The sequence below is a fragment of the Brucella sp. LJL56 genome (assembly GCF_054871705.1).
Genome location: NZ_JBTXLQ010000004.1, coordinates 220,488 through 239,963, shown reverse-complemented (window position 1 = coordinate 239,963; position 19,476 = coordinate 220,488). Strand labels below are relative to the sequence as shown.

The window sequence follows — 19,476 nt, the reverse complement described above, 5'->3', positions numbered from 1 at the left end:
TCGTACGACACGCTTTAAGCTTTTGTTTTCATGCATGTCTTATCCCAAAACCGGTTCCCACTGTCGGGAGACATGGATTAATTGACTGTTTTTACAGAATAAAATCTCAAAATTTATGGGTTCTGGGGCGGTCGCAGGATAAGGCGGTCTGCTGATATTTTATCTGCGGCGCTTTGTGTCGCTGAGGTTTCTTGTGTTTCTCACCATAATTTGAATATAAGATAAATAATTGGGATGTTTTAAGGCATAGATATCGTGCACTTATTGTCTCAACGGGATCTGTATAAGTATTTCATTATATTACTATAAGGAAATCCTTAAATTTAATCTACTAATTTAAAGGGGAGGCAATGAAACGTTTTCTTCGCTATGGTCTGTATGCTTTGATCGGGCTTGTCATTCTTGCAGGTGCCGGCACTGCCGTGTTCTGGAAGAAGATTCATGAGACCTGGGCGGTCTATCAATATGCGCAGGTATTCAAGCCCGAGCACATCTTTGAAAGATTCCGCAATCTATACAAAATGTATCCTTCGGTACGGATTCCGCATGAGGGCGAGGTCAGTCGGCTTGCCAAGGCTGAACGTCCCCTTCCGGAAACCTTTGTCTATAAGGGCGAAACGCGCAAAATTGCCGACTGGCTTCAGCGTGGCGGTACAACCGGCTTCATCGTGCTGAAAGACGGTGTCATCGTTCATGAGGAATATGATCACGGCAATACCGAGAATACGCAGGCGATTGCTTTTTCCCTGTCGAAATCCTTTGTGTCCTTTCTCGTGGGCAATGCCGTCAATGACGGATTGATCGACATCAACCAGCCGGTAGAGCGTTATGCACCGATATTGGCCGAGGGCGGCTATAAGGGCGTCATGGTCAAGAATGTGATGCAGATGGCATCGGGTATTGGCTTCAGCGAAAATTATGCCGACCTCAATTCGGACATCGTGCGTTATGCGGCTGAGCTTTTGACAGGCTCGATCGCCAAATTCACGGCGCATCTCAAGAACGAGCGTCCGCAAGGCACCGATAGTCATTATGTGTCGGCGGATACCCAAGTGCTCGGCCTGATGCTGGAGGGTGCAACCGGAATCCCGCTTCAGAAATATTTCGAGGATCGGCTGTGGTCGAAGCTTGGCGCCGAGGCGGATGCCTATTGGCTGGTCGATCCGACCGGAGAAGTTGCGGCGGCTGCAGGACTGAATGCTGTGCTTCGCGACTATGCGCGTTTCGGCCTGCTCTATCTCAATGAAGGGCGCAACTTCAAGGGCGAGCAGCTTGTTCCGGCGCAATGGGTGCATGATTCGGTGACGCCGGATGCGCCCTATCTCATGCCCGGTCGCAAGGATGCATTCGGCAAGATTCCGTTCGGCTATGGTTATCAGTGGTGGACACCGGCTGACTGGCAGGGTGATTATAGTGCTGTCGGCATCTATGGGCAGTTCATCTATGTCAATCCTGCCAAGCGTGTCGTCATTGCCAAGACTTCCGCGCATTCCAGTTACAATATCGACGGACAGGATATGAAGGACGAGTCGATGCACGCATTTCAGGCTATCGCCAATGCGCTTTGACGCCCCGTTTTCAAACTAAGGCAAAGTCGTGAAATGGCCCGTAATTGGGCCATTTCGCATTTCCGGCCTATTTGTCGTGCGCAAAAGCGCAATTCAATTGTGGCGACGGAATGTTGATTGCAAGGCAATAAGAAGGCAGCGCACAAAGTTATATCTTTACACGCTGTTAAAGGTGCATATTCTGCGCACTGATTTGTGGGGTGCGGAAATCGATTGCATGACGAATACGGCTGTTACAGGCGAAAAACCGCCATTGTCCAATTTCGCGCGACAGCTGTTGCAATTTCTCGATCGGGTTGAATATCGCCGGATCGTCCATGCAGAGGATCTGGAGGAAATCGGTCGTCTGCGCTACCGTTCCTATCGCACCCGCAATGTCATGCATGAGGCGGAAGTGCCGTCCATCGTGGATGACATTGACCGTGACAGCCATGCCTTTGTCTATGGTGTGCATGTGGACGGGCAACTGGTCAGCACGCTGCGCATCCATCACATTACGCCCGATCATCGTCGCGGCACGAGCTATGCGCTGTTTCCGGATATTCTCGATCCGCTGCTCAATAGCGGCATGCATTTTGTCGATCCGACACGCTTTGCCGCTGATCCGGAGCTGTTGAGCGAATATCCGGCCATTCCTTATATCACCTTGCGCATTGCGGCGATGGCATCCGAGTTTTTCGCAGCAGACCAATGCCTTGCCTCGGTAAAGCCGGAGCACATGGCATTCTACAAGCGCATTTTCGGCACATCCATGATGGCCGATGCGCGCGAACATGAAGGCTATGGAATTAGAGTCGGGCTCGGTGCTGCTCCCATCCGCAATATCCGCGATGCGGTGGCCGTGCGCTTTCCGTTTTTCAAGTCGCAGCCGCATGAACGTCGCGCCATGTTTGCCGATATGCACGGCAGTTCTGTGCCGCTGACAATCCTGCCGACTGCAAAGTATACCGGTCTCGGCGTGTAAATGTCTGATCCAAGGCCGCCACTGTAGTCTAAGATTGGAAAAATCTTCCGCCAGATTAAACAATTAAATATAGCCAGAGGGGTGGTTTCGCTTTACGAAGATTGCGGAACCGCTTCTTGCGGAGAGAGGGTAGCTGCGACGAAAAGCCTTGCTGTCAATGCACGGCTTTAGTCGGTCGCACATTGAAGATTGCAGGTGTTTTCGCTTAACATCATCAATGTTGGGTGGAAAATCTGAATGGGTGGAACGAAAATGGCAGAACATCATACGACGGCTCCGGCTGAACTTGGCGCACCGATGGACTATGCTGAGCATGAGAAAACTTATGCCGGTTTTGCGGGCCTGGTGAAATGGGCCACGGTGGCGCTCGTTGCCCTTATGATTGCCATGGCGTTCGGCTTTTTTGCTGGTGGTTTCTTCTCCGCGACCGTTCTTTTCATTCTCGTCTGTGTCGCTGCCTGGTTCATCCTCTAGCGCATCCTTTCGCTGCCAGATGGTGACATCTGGTGGCGCGCCGATGCGGCTTCAGAACATCTGAACCCGGATTAACCCGCACAATTTGATCGAATGCCTTGGCATGGGGTACCGTGCCGAGGGTTTATGCATGTCTGTAGTTCATTTTTTTAAAAGGCTTCTTCCCGGAAGCCCGCAATTCTGCCTGACCGGAATCAAATCCGGAAGAACGCCACGAAAGGGAAACCAGCTTGGCCCAAACGTTATTTATCCCGAAAGAGAGTGATCCCAACGAGACACGCGTTGCGGCATCGGCGGAGACGGTGAAGAAATTCATCGCGCTCGGTTTCGATGTTGTGGTGGAAAAAGGCGCTGGCGAGAAATCGCGCATTCCCGATGCCGAGTTTACGGCGGCGGGTGCGCGGATCGGCGCGGCGGCGGATGCCAAAACGGCGGATGTTGTGCTTAAAGTGCGACGTCCGACGGATACGGAACTCAAAGGGTATAAATCGGGAGCAGCACTGTTTGCCATGCTTGATCCCTATGGCCATGAAGACGCTGTTGCGGCGCTTGCCAAGGCTGGAATTTCGGCTTTCACGATGGAATTCATGCCGCGCATCACCCGCGCGCAGGTGATGGATGTGCTGTCGTCGCAGGCAAACCTTGCCGGTTATCAGGCCGTGATCGATGCGGCAGAGGTCTATGATCGCGCCATGCCGATGATGATGACGGCGGCGGGTACGGTTCCAGCCGCCAAGGTTTTCGTCATGGGGTCGGGCGTTGCCGGTCTTCAGGCCATCGCGACTGCGCGCCGTCTCGGCGCCGTGGTGACGGCAACCGACGTGCGCCCGGCTGCGAAAGAACAGGTCGCCTCGCTCGGTGCGAAGTTCATCGCCGTCGAGGATGACGAGTTCAAGGCTGCTGAAACATCCGGCGGTTATGCCAAGGAAATGTCAAAGGAATATCAGGCGAAACAGGCCGCGCTCGTTGCCGATCACATCGCCAAGCAGGATATCGTCATCACCACGGCGCTCATTCCGGGCCGTCCGGCGCCGCGTCTGGTTTCAAAGGAAATGGTCGCTTCCATGCGTCCCGGCTCGGTGCTGATCGACCTGGCTGTCGAACGCGGCGGCAATGTCGAAGGCGCTATCGCTGGTCAGATCGCCGAAGTGAATGGTGTCAGGATTGTCGGCCATCTCAACGTATCGGGCCGCATCGCTGCGAGCGCATCGCAGCTTTATGCCCGCAACCTGATCGCTTTCCTCGAAACGCTGGTCGACAAGGAAACCAAGCTTCTCAAGATCGATCCGGAAGAAGAGCTGGTCAAGGCGACGCTTCTGACCCATCAGGGCAAGATTCTGCACCCGGCCTTCGCCAAGGCCGATGCTACGCCTGTCGCAGCCGCACCTGCTGCCGAAAAGCCAGCGAAACCCGCTGCCAAACCGAAAGCGGCACCGAAGCCGAAAGTGGCGAAGGCAGAAGTAGTCGGCGATACAAAGCCAGCCGCGCCCAAATCGGCGAAAAAAGCGCCTGCAAAAGCACCGAAGGCTGCCGCAAAGTCTTCGTCTTCCCCCAAATCTCCAGTTGATGGAGGAGAGGCATAATGGCCGAAACAAGTCTTGATAAAGCTCTTGAGAGCCTGAACCAGGCCGCAGATGCCGTCAGACAGGCAGCGGAAAATGCCGGCGGTCTGGGTGACGCAGCAGCGGCTGCCGCGCATGCCGCATCGGGCGGCGTAATCGATCCGTTCGTGTTCCGCTTTGCAATTTTCATCCTGTCGATCTTCGTCGGCTATTACGTCGTGTGGTCGGTTACACCTGCGCTGCACACCCCGTTGATGGCCGTTACCAACGCCATTTCATCGGTGATCGTGGTGGGCGCGCTTCTGGCCGTCGGCCTTTCGCTTTCTGGCTGGGCAACCGGCTTCGGTTTCATTGCGCTCATTCTGGCGAGCGTCAACATTTTTGGCGGCTTCCTGGTCACCCAGCGCATGCTCGCCATGTACAAGAAAAAAGAAAAGTGAGGCTGAACCATTATGAGCGTTAATCTCGCAGCCTTCCTTTACCTCGTCTCCGGCGTATTGTTCATTCTCGCGCTACGCGGCCTGTCGCATCCGACGACCAGCCGTCAGGGCAATATGTATGGCATGATCGGTATGGCGATTTCCATCGTCACCACGCTTTTGCTGGCGCGTCCAAGCTTTGGCGGTCTGGCGCTGATCGTCATCGGCATCGCCATTGGTGGCGGTGTCGGTGCGGTCATTGCGCGCCGCATCGCCATGACGGCCATGCCGCAGCTCGTTGCCGCATTCCACTCGCTGATCGGTCTTGCTGCCGTTCTGGTGGCCGCTGCCGCAATTTACTCGCCGCATTCCTTCGGTATCGGCGAAGTGGGCCAGATCCACGGTCAGGCGCTGATTGAAATGTCGCTGGGCGTCGCCATCGGCGCGATCACCTTCACCGGCTCGATCATCGCCTTCCTCAAGCTTGACGGTCGCATGTCGGGCAAGCCGATCATGCTGCCGGGCCGCCATGTCATCAACGCCGTTCTTGCCGCAGCCATCGTGCTGCTGGTCGTTGTGCTGGTGAACACCGAAAGTCATTTCGTGTTCTGGCTGATTGTGCTTCTGTCGCTGGTGTTCGGCGTGCTGATCATCGTGCCAATCGGCGGTGCAGACATGCCGGTCGTGGTCTCCATGCTCAATTCCTATTCGGGATGGGCAGCGGCAGGCATCGGCTTCACGCTTGGCAATCTGGCGCTGATCATCACCGGCGCGCTGGTCGGCTCATCCGGTGCGATCCTGTCCTACATTATGTGCAAGGGCATGAACCGCTCGTTCATCTCGGTCATTCTCGGCGGCTTTGGCGGCGATACGTCCGGCGGTCCGGCTGGTGAGGTCGAACAGCGTCCGGTCAAGCAGGGTTCTGCCGACGATGCGGCCTTCATCATGAAGAACGCTTCCAAGGTCATCATCGTGCCGGGCTACGGTATGGCGGTGGCGCAGGCCCAGCACGCGCTGCGTGAAATGGCCGACAAGCTCAAGGCCGAAGGTGTGGAAGTGAAATACGCCATCCATCCGGTTGCCGGTCGTATGCCGGGCCATATGAACGTGCTTCTGGCCGAGGCCAATGTGCCTTACGATGAAGTGTTCGAGCTGGAAGACATCAATTCGGAATTCGCGCAGGCCGATGTGGCTTTCGTGATCGGCGCGAATGACGTCACCAATCCGGCTGCGAAGACCGATCCGAAGTCACCGATCTTCGGCATGCCGATCCTTGATGTCGACAAGGCCGGTACGGTTCTGTTCATCAAGCGCGGCATGGGCTCCGGCTATGCGGGCGTGGAAAACGAACTGTTCTTCCGCGACAACACCATGATGCTCTTCGCCGATGCGAAGAAGATGGTGGAGAGTATTGTGAAGGCGCTCGACCACTAGGGGAAGGCAATAGGGCAGTAAGGCATTAGGGCAGTATGTTTGACTTGCGGACATGCTGCCCGTCTTCGCCTTAATCCATTACTCCCCTAAACATACTGCCATATCGCCCTACTGCCTTACTGCCCTAGCATGGCATCCTGCAAAGCACGCAGTTCGGCGATCTTTGAGCCGGGCTGCGGGGTGGCGTTGGCATAGGTGATGAGCTCGCCTTTCTTGATCGGCGCGATGACCGAACCATTCTGGAGCAGGCCGCAGGGAATGGCCTTCGCCGCACGCGCTTCAGGCGTTGTCATGATCCACGAGCGATAGCAATATTGGCCGATGGCATCCAGGTGATCGCCGGGCTGCAAATCCTTCTTGGCAACGGCACAGACTTCTGCCACGGGTTTCGGCAGCGGCACCATGTCGGTCTTGCCATGCAGCACGACGCGCGCCACCGTCAGCGGCACTTCCAGCGAGGTGAGGTGGAAAGGTCGATGGAAGGTGAAGTAGGGGCCTTTGCCCATCTTCAAGTCTTCCAGACGCTCGACAAGGCGCGGATGTTCCATCTTGGCGATGACGAAGACGCCGGGCGACACACCACGCCCGATGGAATAATCGACCACACCGGTCTTGTTGAGAACGCCGCCGTCTTCCTTCGGGATCAGGGTGCGGTTCAGTTCGTCGATGGCGGCCTTGGGGCCGTGCATGCCCGCAATGTCCGGCACGAGGCCGGTCGCATTGGCGATGGCCGCCATTTCAACCATGGTCTTGGAGCCGTCGACGAATTCCACCAGCAGGCGGACATTCATGTTCCGGCGGTCAGCCTCTTCCTGATAATCGTCGGGGATCGCATCGAAATTGAGCGGATTGTTCTTGCCCTTGCCAGCGGCAACGACCTTGTGGCCCATGGCGGACACGAATTCGATCAGCTCCATGCAGGATGACGGCTCGTCGCCCGCGCCGAGCGAATAGATCACGCCGTGCCTGTCGGCCTCGGCCTTGAGATACGGGCCGATGGTGACATCCGCCTCGACATTCATCATGACGAGATGCTTGCCGTTGCGGATCGCCTTGATGCCGGTCTCTGCACCCACTTCCGGAATGCCGGTGGCGTCAATGATGACATCGATCAGCGGGTTGGAGAGGATCAGGTCATTGTCGCCGGTGACGGCGATCTTGCCTGCTTCAATGGCGCGGGTCATTGCCGCTTCGCTGTTGGCTTCCTGTGCGTTGTTCTCGTCGCCATAGGCGGTGCGCACGGCTTTAAACGTGTTCGGCAGCCTGCGGGCCGAAAGTGCGCCAACTTCGATGCCTTGCATGCGTGCCACCTGCGTGACGATGTCGGTGCCCATTTCGCCAGCGCCAATCAGGCCGATGCGGATCGGCTTGCCGGTTTCAGCCCGCGCTGCGAGATCGCGCGCCAGTCCTACCAGTGCCACATTTGTCGTCATGAAACTCTCCGCAAAACGTCAGAACCGCACCGGCGAGATAAATTTGTCACGCTTGTGTTGATATAGATGCGTATTAGATGAACAGTCTCTATATCAACACTGACAGGCGCGCACCCCCAATCTGCGCGACAAAATATGCATCCCTTTAGCGGGCCACTGGAGCCAAAATGAACAGCGTATCCCCTTTCGATCTTGTAATCTTCGATTGCGACGGCGTTCTCGTCGATAGTGAGCCGCTTTCCTGTCTTGCGTTCGAGCGGGTCTACGCCAATCACGGTATGGAATTGCCGCAGGGCACGGTCGCCAAGGGCATCGGCATGAAGCAGGCCGACATCATGAAGATGATCGAGGATATGACCGGGCATCGTCTGCCGGACGGCGTTGACGGCGAATTCTGGCCTGTCACCAGAACGCTGTTCGCGGAAGCCTTGCAGCCGACAGTCGGCATTGCCGACTTTCTGCGCGAGCTGCCGCAAAAGCGCTGCGTGGCTTCGTCGTCGCAACCCGAGCGTATTGCCTTCAGTCTGGAGAAGACCGGCATCAGCCACTATTTCGGCGATGCCGTTTATTCGTCTACCATGGTCAAGCGCGGCAAACCTGCACCGGATCTGTTCCTGTTTGCTGCGACCAAGATGGGTGTCGATCCGTCGCGCTGTGTGGTGATCGAGGATTCGCCCTTTGGTGTCGAAGGCGCGGTCGCAGCCGGGATGACCGCGTTTGGCTATACAGGCGGCGGACATACTTATGAAGGCCATGCCGAGCGGCTTTCGGCCAAAGGAGCGCATCAGGTTTTCTCGCACTGGGATGATATTGCCCGGGAAATTCTGGTTGCTGCCTGAACTTTATGCGTTAAACACAAGGCAAATCACATCAGCAGGAATAGCCAGCGAATGAAAGACGCAATCACGCTCGACCAGTTGCGCGAGGCAATCGGCACGGAAATCGGATGTTCCGAGTGGCGCGAAGTCACGCAGGAAATGATCAACCAGTTCGCGGATGCAACCGACGATCATCAGTTCATTCACGTCGATCCGGAACGCGCTGCCAAGGAAACGCCTTTCGGCGGCACCATCGCGCACGGCTTTCTGACGCTGTCACTGCTTTCGACGCTGGCTTATGAGGCATTGCCGATGCTGGAAGGTGCCACCATGGGCATCAATTACGGTTTCGACAAATTGCGCTTCCAATCGCCGGTCAAAACCGGGGCTCGCGTGCGTGCTCGCTTCAAGCTGGCGGATGCAGATATCCGCCCGTCAGGCCGGGTGGTCAATCACTATGATGTGACGCTGGAGATCGAAAACTCGCTGAAGCCAGCACTGACCGCAACCTGGCTCACCATTGCCGTGGTGGAGCCACCGGAGAGCTAAGCCGCTTCGCGATACTGAACTGGAAGCCGCCCTTCTTCATCAAGCGGGGCGGCTTTTTCTTTGTGCTCCGTCATCAGCTCACGGAAGAAGAACGGGCCGTGCAGGAACATGCCGAAATCGTAGAAATTCTTTTTCTCCGCCCCGCGCATATAAAGCAGATGCATCAGGAAGAAGTTGCCCTTGGAGCGCTTGTAGCGGTTTTCGCTGTGCACGTTCTTGAAGCGGATGCGGTGGATGAGCGGCGGGTTAGCTGTCTTCAGCTTGAGAACCTTGGCCGGGTCCGAGCCGTAGAAGTGAATGATGTCGGTCAGCACCTGAAATTCTGACCACAGGACGGGGCTTTCCTCGATCACCACGCGCGCGTCCTCGCGCAGCGACTTTGCCTTGGGGTGCAGGGCAATCATCATCAGGCATGAGCCGATGGCAAGCAGCGAAACCGGCTGTTTCGCCAGAAGATCGGGACGCTCGCGCTGAAGGTCGGCAAGCGCTTCCACTGCCGGAACCGTGCCGAGACTATGTGCAACGATGATGACCTCATCGGCATCACTGGCTTCGATCTTTCGTTTCAGGGCATTGGCAAAAGCCTTGCGCCGCTGGTTGAGCTTCTCGTTGCGGCCGTAAATACGATCATACGCAGCCGACCAGTCGTCGAGCAGATAGGACATGAAAAACCGGTCGCCGGGCTTGCGCACGAGCAGGGTTGCGACGATGGCGGCTAACGGAACAGACCAGAGAAGGTGCAGCGCCGAAAAGCCTGCGGCTATCGGTGCGAAGGCCAGCAGCGTCGCTACAGCCAGAATCGCCAGCGACAGCAGAAACGGCCAGAGGAAAAACAGGACGAAACGCCAGCTCGTCGTCAGATAGCGCCAGAGCGTTCCCGTGAAGAGAATGTTCAAGAATGCGTGAAAGCCGGTCAGCATCCGCTTAGGCGTCGAGCGCGCGGCGTAATCATCGAAAATATCAGCCGTGCCAAACTGGCAGAACTCTGTTTCCGTCTGCCAGCCATTGCCCAGAGTGACAGCGGTCGTCGTACCGCAATCGTCAGGCTCTTCCGTCATGGGCGGAAGCTTGGTCTTTGCTTTCCACAAGCGGTCGAAATCCTTCAGGGCCTGCGCGTGGCGCACGCGGACGGCCTTGGGGTGCAGGCCTTCATAGCCTGTGAACTGGATAACGAGTCGTTTGCGGAGGGGCATCAGGAGAATCGGATAAATTGAGAGGAAGCACTATCGGTTTTCTGGCGAAATGCTATGGGCAGTCATTGAGGCTGAATTATGCGGGAAACACGTGCCGCTTAGCCTATTCGCACGATTGCGACTATAGTAAATCGTGTGCAAGCCGGTATTTCGCGCAAGCCGGTGGGCAAAGTTGCATCTTGAGGTGGACAGGCTAGGCTCTTTCTGGTAATAGCCACGACCAATTTGCAGCGTATCCGTTGCGAAGCTTGGGAGCCTTTGGGCGTTGATCGGCCGGTCAGACCGGCTGAAATCGTTAAAAGACCCCCTAACGGCCTCAGGCTTAACCGAAATTCTAACTGATACGGGAATACACGTGCAGGTACTCGTCCGCGATAATAATGTTGATCAGGCTCTCCGCGCTCTCAAGAAAAAGATGCAGCGCGAAGGTATCTTCCGCGAAATGAAGATGCGCGGCCACTATGAAAAGCCGTCCGAAAAGCGCGCTCGCGAAAAGGCAGAAGCCGTTCGTCGTGCACGCAAGCTGGCCCGTAAGCGCGCACAGCGTGAAGGCCTCATCGGCGGCCGTCCTGGCGCTCGCTGATCGACTTTAAAACAGGCGCTGTTGAACAGCGCCTTTTTTGCTTTCCGGTGCTGGCTTTCGCTTGCGCCGGATTTTGCATGTTTTGACCTCAGATATTTGCGATCGTTTCCCGCACCTTGGAAGCGATTTTAGGTCAGCGAGTGGATTGAATTCGACATTTGCTCGATGCCTGCATCCGAAGCGTGCAAATCTCGAAAATCAGACCAATACATATATTTTCATTTGTTCAGGCTTCCATTTTTAATGCGGCGTTACGAAAAGTTTCTGGACTCCTCGCATGCCAATATGTGTAAAAACAATAGTTAGGGTATCCAACTGTCAAGCGGGCTATCCAAAAGTAAACCAAACTGAAGAAAATGCCGCCTTTTTGCTGTTTTTATCTGGTGGTTGAGACCAGTATAGTACCGTAACAGACAGAACAATCCGGCAGAGGCGAGATCCCCCAAAACGGATCTGGCTACGGGATGGAGAAGAAGCAGAAGGGTTTTGCGCCCTATGCGAGCTGAAAGGAATGCAGTCGTTGCCCACACGCTTAAAGGTGATGCAATCGTCTGGAACGAAAGTTTCGGGAATCGGGGCATTGGGTGGAGCAGGTCGAAACGGCCTCATCATTGCCACCGCACTTCTGGCTTTGACCGTTGCGGGCTGCCAAAGCTCCACGACGACAGCACTGAGTACGGTTGATCGTGCTCAGGGGTCGAGCGAGAACATCAGTTCGCTGACGAGCGTAATCCAGAGCAATCCGCGTGATCCGGAAGGCTACAACGTGCGTGGCTCCGCCTATGGCAAGTCCGGGCGCTACAAGGAAGCGCTGCGCGATTTCGATCAGGCAATAGCGCTCAACCCGAATTTCTATCAGGCCTATGCCAACCGCGCGCTGGTCTATCGCTATATGGGTGACAGTACCAAGGCCGTGCAGGATTACAGCAAAGCCATCCAGCTCAATTCGCAATATGACGCCGCCTATATCGGCCGAGGCAATGTCTACCGTCAGGCCGGACGTCTCGATCAGGCGCTCAACGACTTCAATCAGGCAATTGCCCTGCAGACGACGGATGGTCGCGCCTACCATAATCGCGGTCTGATCTATCAGGCGAAGGGCCAGCATAAGCAGGCCATCGAGGATTTCTCCAAGGCCGTCTCGCTGAATTCGACTGCGCCGGAGCCTTATAACGGTCGCGGCATTTCCTATGTGGCGCTCGGCGACTACGACAACGCCTTCGACGATTTCAACACCGCCATCACGCTCGACAAGAATGTTGCCGAAAGCTGGGCCAATCAGGCGCTTGTCTACGAGCACAATGGCGACAAGGCCAAGGCTGCGAATTCTTATTCGCGTGCCGTGCAGCTTGATCCGAAATACCAGCCTGCGAAGGATGGTCTGGCACGGACGCGCGGATAACCTTCCGTATTGCCAAGTATTGAAGATTGATAGCGGCGCTTTCCAAATTGGGGAGCGCCGCTTTTCTTTATAATTGGCCGCGATATATTGAATCTCATGTCGCTCTTCGATCACATCGGATTCAAAGCCCGTAACGTCAATCGCAGCCTTTCTTTTTACGAAAGCTGCATGCCTGAACTTGGCCTGGAGGTCATTGCCCGATCAGGCAGCGGCTTCTTCGTCAGCGGGGGAGAACGAGCGCCGGTACCGTTTCTGTGGATCCATGGCAGCCCGGATGGGGCAGGTGATGGTGAGGACAAGCCCGGTGACCGCCTGCATCTGATGTTTACGGCAGGAAGCCGTGAGGCGGTCGAAGCTTTTCATCAAACCGCGCTGAAAGCGGGCGGCAAGGATAGCGGTGGCCCTGGCTATCAGGGGCCGGAGGAAATGGGCTATTACGCGGCGTTGGTCTTCGACCCCGACGGAAACACGCTGGAAGCGGGTTTCCGTGAGAGGAAGAGATAGGCAGGATTGCGGCATAATTTAAACTGTTGAGCGACCTTTGTGCGCCCAATAGGGCGCCCGACGCTCTAATCAAGCCCGAAGGTTGCGCTTGTCGAGGCGGCTCACCAGCCGGTCGCCAATCCACTGGATACCGCAAACCATGATGATGAGAATGATCACGACCGCGATCATGATCTGCGTCTCGAAACGCTGATAGCCGTAGCGAATGGCAAGATCGCCCAGACCGCCTGCGCCAATGGCGCCCGCCATTGCCGATGCGCCGACCAGAGTGATGATCGTGACCGTAAAGCCCGCGACGATGCCCGGCAGGGCTTCGGGGACGAGCACTTCGCGCACGATGGTCCAGCGGTTTGCGCCCATGGAGCGCGCGGCTTCGATCAGGCCGTGATCCACTTCACGCAGCGATACTTCCGCAATGCGCGCATAATAGGGGATGGCGGCAATGGACAGCGGCACGATGGATGCCCATGTGCCGATGGATGTGCCGACGATGAAGCGCGTGACGGGAATGAGCGCAACCAGCAGAATGATGAACGGAACCGAGCGGAAGCCGTTGATGATGGCGCCGAGGATCGTGTTCAGCGTCAGGTTCTGTGCGAGGCCGCCACGCTCCGTCAGGATCATGATGAGTGCGAGCGGCAGACCGACGACGAGCGAGATCAGGCTCGAAAAGCCGGTCATGATCATGGTCTCCCAGAAGGAGCGCCAGAGAAGATCAAGCATCGCCTGAGACATAGCCGAGTACCTCCGTGGCGTCTGCATGGGTGTTGAGATAGGTGATTGCGGCGTCGAGTTTCGCCTTGTCCTCTGCGGGCAGGCCGATGAAGAGCGTGCCGACCGGCTCGCCCTGAATCGTATCCATGCCGCCATGGATGAGCTGCGGCGCCACGCCGGTGGCAGCGGAAACATCGTTGAAGAACGCGCCTTTTGCGGCTGCGCCCGACAGCTTTACCTTCAGCACGGCGAGGTTGCCGGATTTCTCCAGCCGATCGCGCCAGATGGTAGGCAGTTCCGGCGTCAGCACCTGCAACATGCTTTGCGTTACAGGCGATTGCGGGTTGGCGAAGACTTTCCAGACCGGGCCTTCCTCGGCGATGGCGCCGTGGTCGAGCACGATGACGCGGTCTGCAATGCGACGGATCACTTCCATCTCATGCGTGATGAGCAGGATGGTGAGGCCGAGCTTGGTGTTGATATCTTTCAAGAGCGCCAGAATAGATTGCGTGGTTTCCGGGTCGAGTGCGGATGTCGCCTCGTCCGAAAGCAGCACGGCAGGTTCAGCGGCAAGGGCGCGGGCAATGCCGACGCGTTGCTTCTGGCCGCCGGAAAGCTGGGCGGGGTATTGCTTTGCCTTGTCGGAAAGGCCGACCAGTTCCAGCAGTTCTGCCACACGCTTGACACGTTCTGCCTTCGGCTTGCCAGCGATCTTCAGGGGCAGGGCGATGTTTTCAGCAACGGTTTTGGCCGACAGAAGATTGAAATGCTGGAACACCATGCCGATGCGGCGGCGCACGGGGCGCAGCGCATCTTCGCCAAGGCCGGTGATTTCGCGCCCTTCGATCAGGATCGAACCGGCATCCGGCTTTTCAAGGCCGTTGACGCAACGGATCAGCGTGGACTTGCCCGCGCCGCTGCGACCGATGATGCCAAGGATTTCACCGCGCGCGACGGAAAGTGAAACGCCGTTGATAGCTGCCGTATCGCCGAACATTCGGCGCACGTCTTTCATTTCGACGATGGGCGCTGATGTGGCGGGTGGCTTTTCAATGGTCACGGTCGTTTCTTCTATGTCTGGATAGGCCGCTGCGGGCAGCGGCTTGTTGTATTCGATAAGGCTTCAAGGAAGGATGATGCCTGGCTCAAGCCATCAGCTTTCGCTGTGGCGATGCTTTAGGGCAATTTTTGTCGGTACGTCAATAAAAGCCGCGCCGGAAATGGTTCCGGCGCGGTCTTTCAAGCATCAAAGGCAATTATTTCCAGGCCGGGATGCCGGTGCCCTTGTAGGCACGGTCGATTTCGGCCTTCACGGCGTCGTTCTGGAACGAAGCCACGAGGTTTTTCACCCATTCGGCGTTTTCATCTTCGGTGCGGACCGCGATGAAGTTGTTGTATGGGTTGTTTTCCTTGGATTCCCAGCCGATCGCTTCTTCCTTCTTCAGACCAGCTTTCGCAGCCCAGTCGTTGTTCACGATGGCTGCATCAAGGTCATCGATGGAACGGCCGACAACACCGGCGTCGAGTTCCTTGATCTCCAGCTTCTTGGGGTTTTCGACAATATCGATCGGGGTTGCCAGAATGCCTGCATCCGGCTTCAGCTTGATGAGGCCATGGGCTTCCAGAACACGCAGCGCGCGGCCTTCATTGGTCGGGTCGTTCGGCACGCCAACAACCGCGCCTTCCTTCAGTTCTTCAAGGCTTTTCACCTTGCGCGAATAGATGCCGATCGGCCATACGGCGGTGTAACCGGCAACGCTGATCTTGTAGCCGTGCTGCTTGATCTGTTCATCAAGGTAAGGCTTGTGCTGGAAGGCATTGGCGTCGATTTCCTTGCGTTCCAGAGCTTCATTCGGCTGGTTGTAATCATTGAAGGTCACGCGCTCGATGTTGAGGCCGTGTTTCTTGCCTTCTTCGGCAACGACTTTCCAGACGTCTTCGTCTTCGCCGCCCATGATGCCAACCTTGATGGTCTTGTCTTCTGCGTGGCTCGGTGCGGCAGCGAAGCCGACGGTCAGTGCGGCTGCGGTGAAGAGAAGGGCTTTCAGACCGGCGCGACGGGTCAGCGTGTAGCGGGAAAGGACTGACGACATTTTGTTTTCCTTGTTTAAAGACTTTGGAGAGCCGGTCCTGGAAAACGATCTTTTGAGATGATCTTTCTCCCCCTGCCCACCTTGTTGCCGATAATTCCCTTTTGTCGGGCAATAAACAAGGAAAATTATTTCAGAATTTGCCGAAGCGATGATGCCGAAATTGCGTTCACGAGACGGTGAGCGGATTGCCATTTCCGCTGACCGGGCGCTCGGAAATCTTGTTCTAGCGGTTGTCAGCAATAATCATCTGTGCGGCCTTCTCGGCGATCATGAGAGTCGGTGAGTTGGTGTTGCCGGAAGTGATGGTCGGCATGACCGAGGCGTCGGCGACGCGCAAGCCCGCAATGCCGTTGAAGCGCAGGCGGGGATCGACGATTGCTTCCGCGTCCTGCCCCATGCGGCAGGTGCCGACCGGATGGAAAATCGTCGTGCCGATATCGCCGGCGGCCTTTTCCAACTGTTCCTGCGTTTCGTAAGCAGGGCCGGGCTTGAACTCTTCCGGGCGGAACTTCTGCAACGGTGCCTGTGCCACGATATGGCGCGTGATGCGGATGGCGTCGGCGGCAACGCGACGGTCGCTCTCGGTGGCGAGATAGTTCGGCCTGATTGCCGGTTGGGCGCGATGATCCGGCGACTTGACGTGGATCGAACCGCGGCTGTCGGGGCGCAGATTGCACACGCTTGCCGTGAAGGCAGGGAAGGGGTGGACGTTTTCGCCGAACTTTTCCAGACTCAGCGGCTGCACGTGATATTGCAGGTTGGCAGTCTCGTAGGACGGATCGGAACGGGTGAAGACGCCGAGCTGGCTTGGCGCCATCGACATGGGACCGGATTGCCGCAGCAGATATTCCAGCCCGATCATCGCTTTGCCGACAAGCTTGTTGGCCTTCTCGTTGAGCGTCGGAATGCCCGTGACCTTGTATGCGCAGCGCAATTGCAGGTGATCCTGAAGGTTTTCGCCGAGCTGCCTGCGCTCCAGCTTCACAGGGATGCCCGCCTGCTGCAGCACGTCGCCGCGCCCGACGCCCGACAATTCGAGGATTTGCGGCGATCCGACAGCACCGGCGGCCAGAATGACCTCGCGCTTTGCCTTCACTGTGCGGGTGGTGCCGTTCTGGTCGAAGGTGACGCCGGTGGCGCGCAGCTCCTCGATTTCGATGCGGCGCACATGCGCGCCGGTTTCGACCGTCAGATTCTTGCGATCCAGTGCCGGGCGCAAAAACGCCTTGGCGGTATTCCAGCGAATGCCACGCTTCTGGTTGACCTTGAAATAGGACACGCCTTCATTGTCGCCGCCATTGAAATCGTCGGTGGCGGGGATGCCCGCAGAGACCGCTGCATCGCGGAAGGCATCCAGAATATCCCAGTGCAGGCGGGCGTTTTCGACGCGCCATTCACCGCCCGCGCCATGCACATCGCTGGCACCCGCAAAATAATCTTCCGACTTCTTGAAGAGCGGCAGGACATCGTCCCAGCCCCAGCCGTCGCATCCGGCCTGACGCCACAGATCGTAGTCGCGGGCCTGACCGCGCATATAGATCATGCCATTGATGGAGGAGCAGCCGCCAAGCACCTTACCGCGCGGATAGCCGAGCGAACGACCGTTCAGTCCCGGTTCGGCTTCCGTGGTGAAACACCAGTCGGTGCGCGGATTGCCGATGCAATAGAGATAGCCGACCGGGATGTGAATCCAGGCGTAATTGTCCTTTCCGCCTGCCTCCAGCAGCAATACGGAGCGGTTCTGGTCTGCGGAAAGCCGGTTTGCAAGCGCGCAACCTGCCGTGCCCGCGCCAACCACGATGTAGTCGTAGGTGTCGGTCATAATGTCATATCCAGTCAGTTAACGGGATTTTTGCCTCCCGCAGGCTTGGGTATTATCCGAAGAGTTTCTTTCCGATCCGCGATGCATAGAACTCGCCCACGATTCCCTTACGGAAGAGGAGGACGCATGCCATGAAGATGACGCCCGTCACGATCGTGACCGGGAAGTCGGATGTTGCGAGATAGTTCTGCAGCGCGACGACGAAGGCCGCACCGACGATGGGACCGATAAGCGTTCCGATGCCGCCGAGAAGCGTCATCAGGATCACTTCGCCGGACATCTGCCAGCCGACATCGGTCAGCGTTGCAAACTGGAAGACAAGCGCCTTCAAGCCGCCCGCGAGGCCTGCAAGCCCTGCCGACATGACGAAGGCTGCAAGCTTGTAGCGGTTGACGGAGTAACCGAGCGAGATCGCGCGGTTTTCATTCTCGCGCACTGACTTCAGGATCATGCCGAAGGGCGAATTGATGATACGCCAGATGATAAAGACCCCCAGCACGAACACGGCCAGCACGAAATAATACATGTTCATCGGCTGGTTGAGATCGATGATGCCGAAGAGAAACCCGCGCGGCACACCCTGCAATCCGTCTTCGCCATGAGTGAAGGAAGCCTGCAGGCAAAAGAAGAAGAACATCTGCGCCAGCGCCAGCGTAATCATCGTCGAATAGATGCCCTGACGGCGAATGGCGAGATAACCGATGACGAGGCCAAGCGCTGCTGCGGCGAGAACGCCGAGTACCAGCCCCAGTTCCGGCGTGACGCCCCAGACCTTCACCGTATGGGCTGTGATATAGGCAGCACCGCCAAAGAAGGCCGCATGGCCGAAGGAGAGAATGCCGGTATAACCCAGCAGAAGGTTGAAGGCGGAGGCGAACAGCGCAAAGCACAGCATCTTCATCAGGAAGATGGGGTAGACCATGAAGGGTGCAGCCAGCAGTCCGACCAGCGCGATGCCGAGGACGATGATCGAGAGGCTGTTGACGGCAGGTGCCTTGCTGTCGCGCGGGGCCGCAGTTGCCTTGGAAGTGGCCTTGAGAGCGGTATCAGCCATATCAGGCCTCCTTCCCGAACAGTCCGGCGGGTCGAACCAGAAGGACGATAGCCATGATGACGAAGATGACGATGCTGGAGGCTTCTGGATAGAAGACCTTGGTGAGACCTTCCGCCAGCCCCAGCACATAGCCGGTGATGATGGCGCCAAGGATCGAGCCCATGCCGCCGACAACCACCACGGCAAAGACCACGATGATGATGTTTGAGCCCATCAGTGGACTGACCTGATAGATAGGGGCTGCCATGATGCCTGCAACACCGGCAAGAGCGGCACCCAGCGCATAGGTGAAGGTGAGGAGCAGCGGCACATTGATGCCGAAGGCTTTGACCAAGGTGGGGTTTTCAGTCGCGGCACGCAGATAGGCGCCCAGTTTGGTCTTTTCGACCAGAAGCCAGGTGCCGAGGCAGACGAAAAGCGAGGCAACAACCACCCAGGCGCGATAGTTCGGCAGGAACATGAAGCCGAGATTATGCCCGCCCGCAAGCGAAGGCGGCACCGCATAGGGCTGACCGGCAGCGCCATAATAATAGCGGAACGTGCCTTCGATCACCAGCGCAAGGCCGAAGGTGAAGAGCAGGCCGTAAAGCGGATCGAGATTGTAGAGCCGCGACAGGGCCACGCGCTCGACGATCGCGCCACCCAGCCCGACGATGAGCGGGGCCAGGATGAGCGCTGGCCAGTAACCGATGCCGAGCCAGCTCAACAGCAGATAGCCGACAAAAGCGCCCAGCATATATTGCGCGCCATGGGCGAAATTGATGATGCGCAGAAGCCCGAAGATGATTGCAAGGCCGAGGCTCAGCATAGCGTAGAACGAGCCGTTGATGAGCCCGACCAGCAACTGCCCGAGAAGTGCCTGTAAAGGTATTCCAAAAATCATTGTCATC

General features: G+C 57.0%; 19 protein-coding genes. 11 read left to right on the top strand and 8 right to left on the bottom strand.

Translation table 11 applies throughout. From position 1 onward, the window contains the following. Positions 1 to 350: 350 nt before the first annotated feature. The 6 genes from ACYSN1_RS15460 (at position 351) to ACYSN1_RS15435 (ending at position 6,421) form a co-directional block, all read left to right on the top strand. Positions 351 to 1,568 (top strand): serine hydrolase domain-containing protein, encoded by a 1,218-nt coding sequence (locus ACYSN1_RS15460; RefSeq protein ID WP_461726491.1) that lies wholly within the window; start codon positions 351 to 353, stop codon positions 1,566 to 1,568. A gap of 217 nt (positions 1,569 to 1,785) precedes the next feature. After that, complete coding sequence (locus ACYSN1_RS15455; RefSeq protein WP_140021547.1) at positions 1,786 to 2,532, top strand: N-acyl amino acid synthase FeeM domain-containing protein; 747 nt, start codon at positions 1,786 to 1,788, stop codon at positions 2,530 to 2,532. A 252-nt stretch (positions 2,533 to 2,784) separates the two neighbouring features. Beyond that, positions 2,785 to 3,006 carry an aa3-type cytochrome c oxidase subunit IV gene (locus tag ACYSN1_RS15450; RefSeq protein WP_061345780.1) on the top strand — a complete coding sequence of 74 codons (222 nt, stop codon included), beginning with the start codon at positions 2,785 to 2,787 and terminating at the stop codon, positions 3,004 to 3,006. A 230-nt stretch (positions 3,007 to 3,236) separates the two neighbouring features. After that, a complete protein-coding gene (locus tag ACYSN1_RS15445; RefSeq protein WP_461726490.1) occupies positions 3,237 to 4,589 on the top strand; it encodes a Re/Si-specific NAD(P)(+) transhydrogenase subunit alpha in 1,353 nt (450 codons plus the stop codon). Then, positions 4,589 to 5,008, top strand: coding sequence for a proton-translocating transhydrogenase family protein (locus tag ACYSN1_RS15440; RefSeq protein ID WP_140021549.1), 420 nt, complete (start codon positions 4,589 to 4,591; stop codon positions 5,006 to 5,008). Before ACYSN1_RS15445 ends, ACYSN1_RS15440 begins: the two co-directional genes overlap by 1 nt. Before the next feature lie 12 nt (positions 5,009 to 5,020). Next, complete coding sequence (locus tag ACYSN1_RS15435) at positions 5,021 to 6,421, top strand: NAD(P)(+) transhydrogenase (Re/Si-specific) subunit beta (RefSeq protein WP_461726489.1); 1,401 nt, start codon at positions 5,021 to 5,023, stop codon at positions 6,419 to 6,421. 116 nt (positions 6,422 to 6,537) lie between these two features. Here the strand turns inward: ACYSN1_RS15435 and ACYSN1_RS15430 are convergent, their stop codons facing one another. Then, entirely contained in the window at positions 6,538 to 7,854 is a 1,317-nt protein-coding gene (locus ACYSN1_RS15430; RefSeq protein WP_461726488.1) for a 1-deoxy-D-ribulose 5-phosphate reductoisomerase, read from the bottom strand. A 167-nt stretch (positions 7,855 to 8,021) separates the two neighbouring features. Between ACYSN1_RS15430 and ACYSN1_RS15425 the strand changes: the two genes are divergently transcribed. Next, positions 8,022 to 8,693, top strand: a complete 672-nt coding sequence (locus tag ACYSN1_RS15425) for an HAD family hydrolase (protein ID WP_461726487.1) — start codon at positions 8,022 to 8,024, stop codon at positions 8,691 to 8,693. A 51-nt stretch (positions 8,694 to 8,744) separates the two neighbouring features. Next, entirely contained in the window at positions 8,745 to 9,221 is a 477-nt protein-coding gene (locus tag ACYSN1_RS15420) for a MaoC family dehydratase (protein ID WP_461726486.1), read from the top strand. Here the strand turns inward: ACYSN1_RS15420 and ACYSN1_RS15415 are convergent. Next, the gene (locus tag ACYSN1_RS15415) at positions 9,218 to 10,414 is read right to left on the bottom strand and encodes an alpha/beta hydrolase (protein WP_461726485.1); all 1,197 of its coding nucleotides are present in this window, start codon (positions 10,412 to 10,414) and stop codon (positions 9,218 to 9,220) included. The genes ACYSN1_RS15420 and ACYSN1_RS15415 overlap by 4 nt on opposite strands. Positions 10,415 to 10,769: 355 nt before the next feature. Between ACYSN1_RS15415 and rpsU the strand changes: the two genes are divergently transcribed. The 3 genes from rpsU (at position 10,770) to ACYSN1_RS15400 (ending at position 12,903) form a co-directional block, all read left to right on the top strand. Then, on the top strand, positions 10,770 to 10,997 hold the full coding sequence (gene rpsU / locus ACYSN1_RS15410; RefSeq protein ID WP_010659458.1) for a 30S ribosomal protein S21: 228 nt from the start codon (positions 10,770 to 10,772) through the stop codon (positions 10,995 to 10,997). Between the two features lie 511 nt (positions 10,998 to 11,508). Next, positions 11,509 to 12,399 carry a tetratricopeptide repeat protein gene (locus ACYSN1_RS15405; RefSeq protein ID WP_461726484.1) on the top strand — a complete coding sequence of 297 codons (891 nt, stop codon included), beginning with the start codon at positions 11,509 to 11,511 and terminating at the stop codon, positions 12,397 to 12,399. A gap of 96 nt (positions 12,400 to 12,495) precedes the next feature. Beyond that, the gene (locus ACYSN1_RS15400) at positions 12,496 to 12,903 is read left to right on the top strand and encodes a VOC family protein (protein ID WP_461726483.1); all 408 of its coding nucleotides are present in this window, start codon (positions 12,496 to 12,498) and stop codon (positions 12,901 to 12,903) included. 69 nt (positions 12,904 to 12,972) lie between these two features. Here ACYSN1_RS15400 and ACYSN1_RS15395 read toward each other — a convergent pair whose 3' ends face one another. The 6 genes from ACYSN1_RS15395 to ACYSN1_RS15370 form a co-directional block, all read right to left on the bottom strand. Beyond that, positions 12,973 to 13,638, bottom strand: a complete 666-nt coding sequence (locus ACYSN1_RS15395; RefSeq protein WP_461726482.1) for a methionine ABC transporter permease — start codon at positions 13,636 to 13,638, stop codon at positions 12,973 to 12,975. Next, positions 13,619 to 14,677: a methionine ABC transporter ATP-binding protein gene (locus ACYSN1_RS15390; protein ID WP_461726481.1), complete on the bottom strand. Its 1,059-nt coding sequence runs from the start codon at positions 14,675 to 14,677 to the stop codon at positions 13,619 to 13,621. Before ACYSN1_RS15390 ends, ACYSN1_RS15395 begins: the two co-directional genes overlap by 20 nt. Positions 14,678 to 14,873: 196 nt before the next feature. Beyond that, positions 14,874 to 15,710 carry a MetQ/NlpA family ABC transporter substrate-binding protein gene (locus tag ACYSN1_RS15385; protein WP_461726480.1) on the bottom strand — a complete coding sequence of 279 codons (837 nt, stop codon included), beginning with the start codon at positions 15,708 to 15,710 and terminating at the stop codon, positions 14,874 to 14,876. A gap of 223 nt (positions 15,711 to 15,933) precedes the next feature. Continuing rightward, positions 15,934 to 17,532 (bottom strand): GMC family oxidoreductase, encoded by a 1,599-nt coding sequence (locus ACYSN1_RS15380; protein WP_461726479.1) that lies wholly within the window; start codon positions 17,530 to 17,532, stop codon positions 15,934 to 15,936. Between the two features lie 52 nt (positions 17,533 to 17,584). Continuing rightward, complete coding sequence (locus tag ACYSN1_RS15375) at positions 17,585 to 18,586, bottom strand: branched-chain amino acid ABC transporter permease (RefSeq protein WP_461726478.1); 1,002 nt, start codon at positions 18,584 to 18,586, stop codon at positions 17,585 to 17,587. A 1-nt stretch (position 18,587) separates the two neighbouring features. Beyond that, positions 18,588 to 19,475 carry a branched-chain amino acid ABC transporter permease gene (locus ACYSN1_RS15370; protein ID WP_461726477.1) on the bottom strand — a complete coding sequence of 296 codons (888 nt, stop codon included), beginning with the start codon at positions 19,473 to 19,475 and terminating at the stop codon, positions 18,588 to 18,590. Position 19,476: the final 1 nt, after the last annotated feature.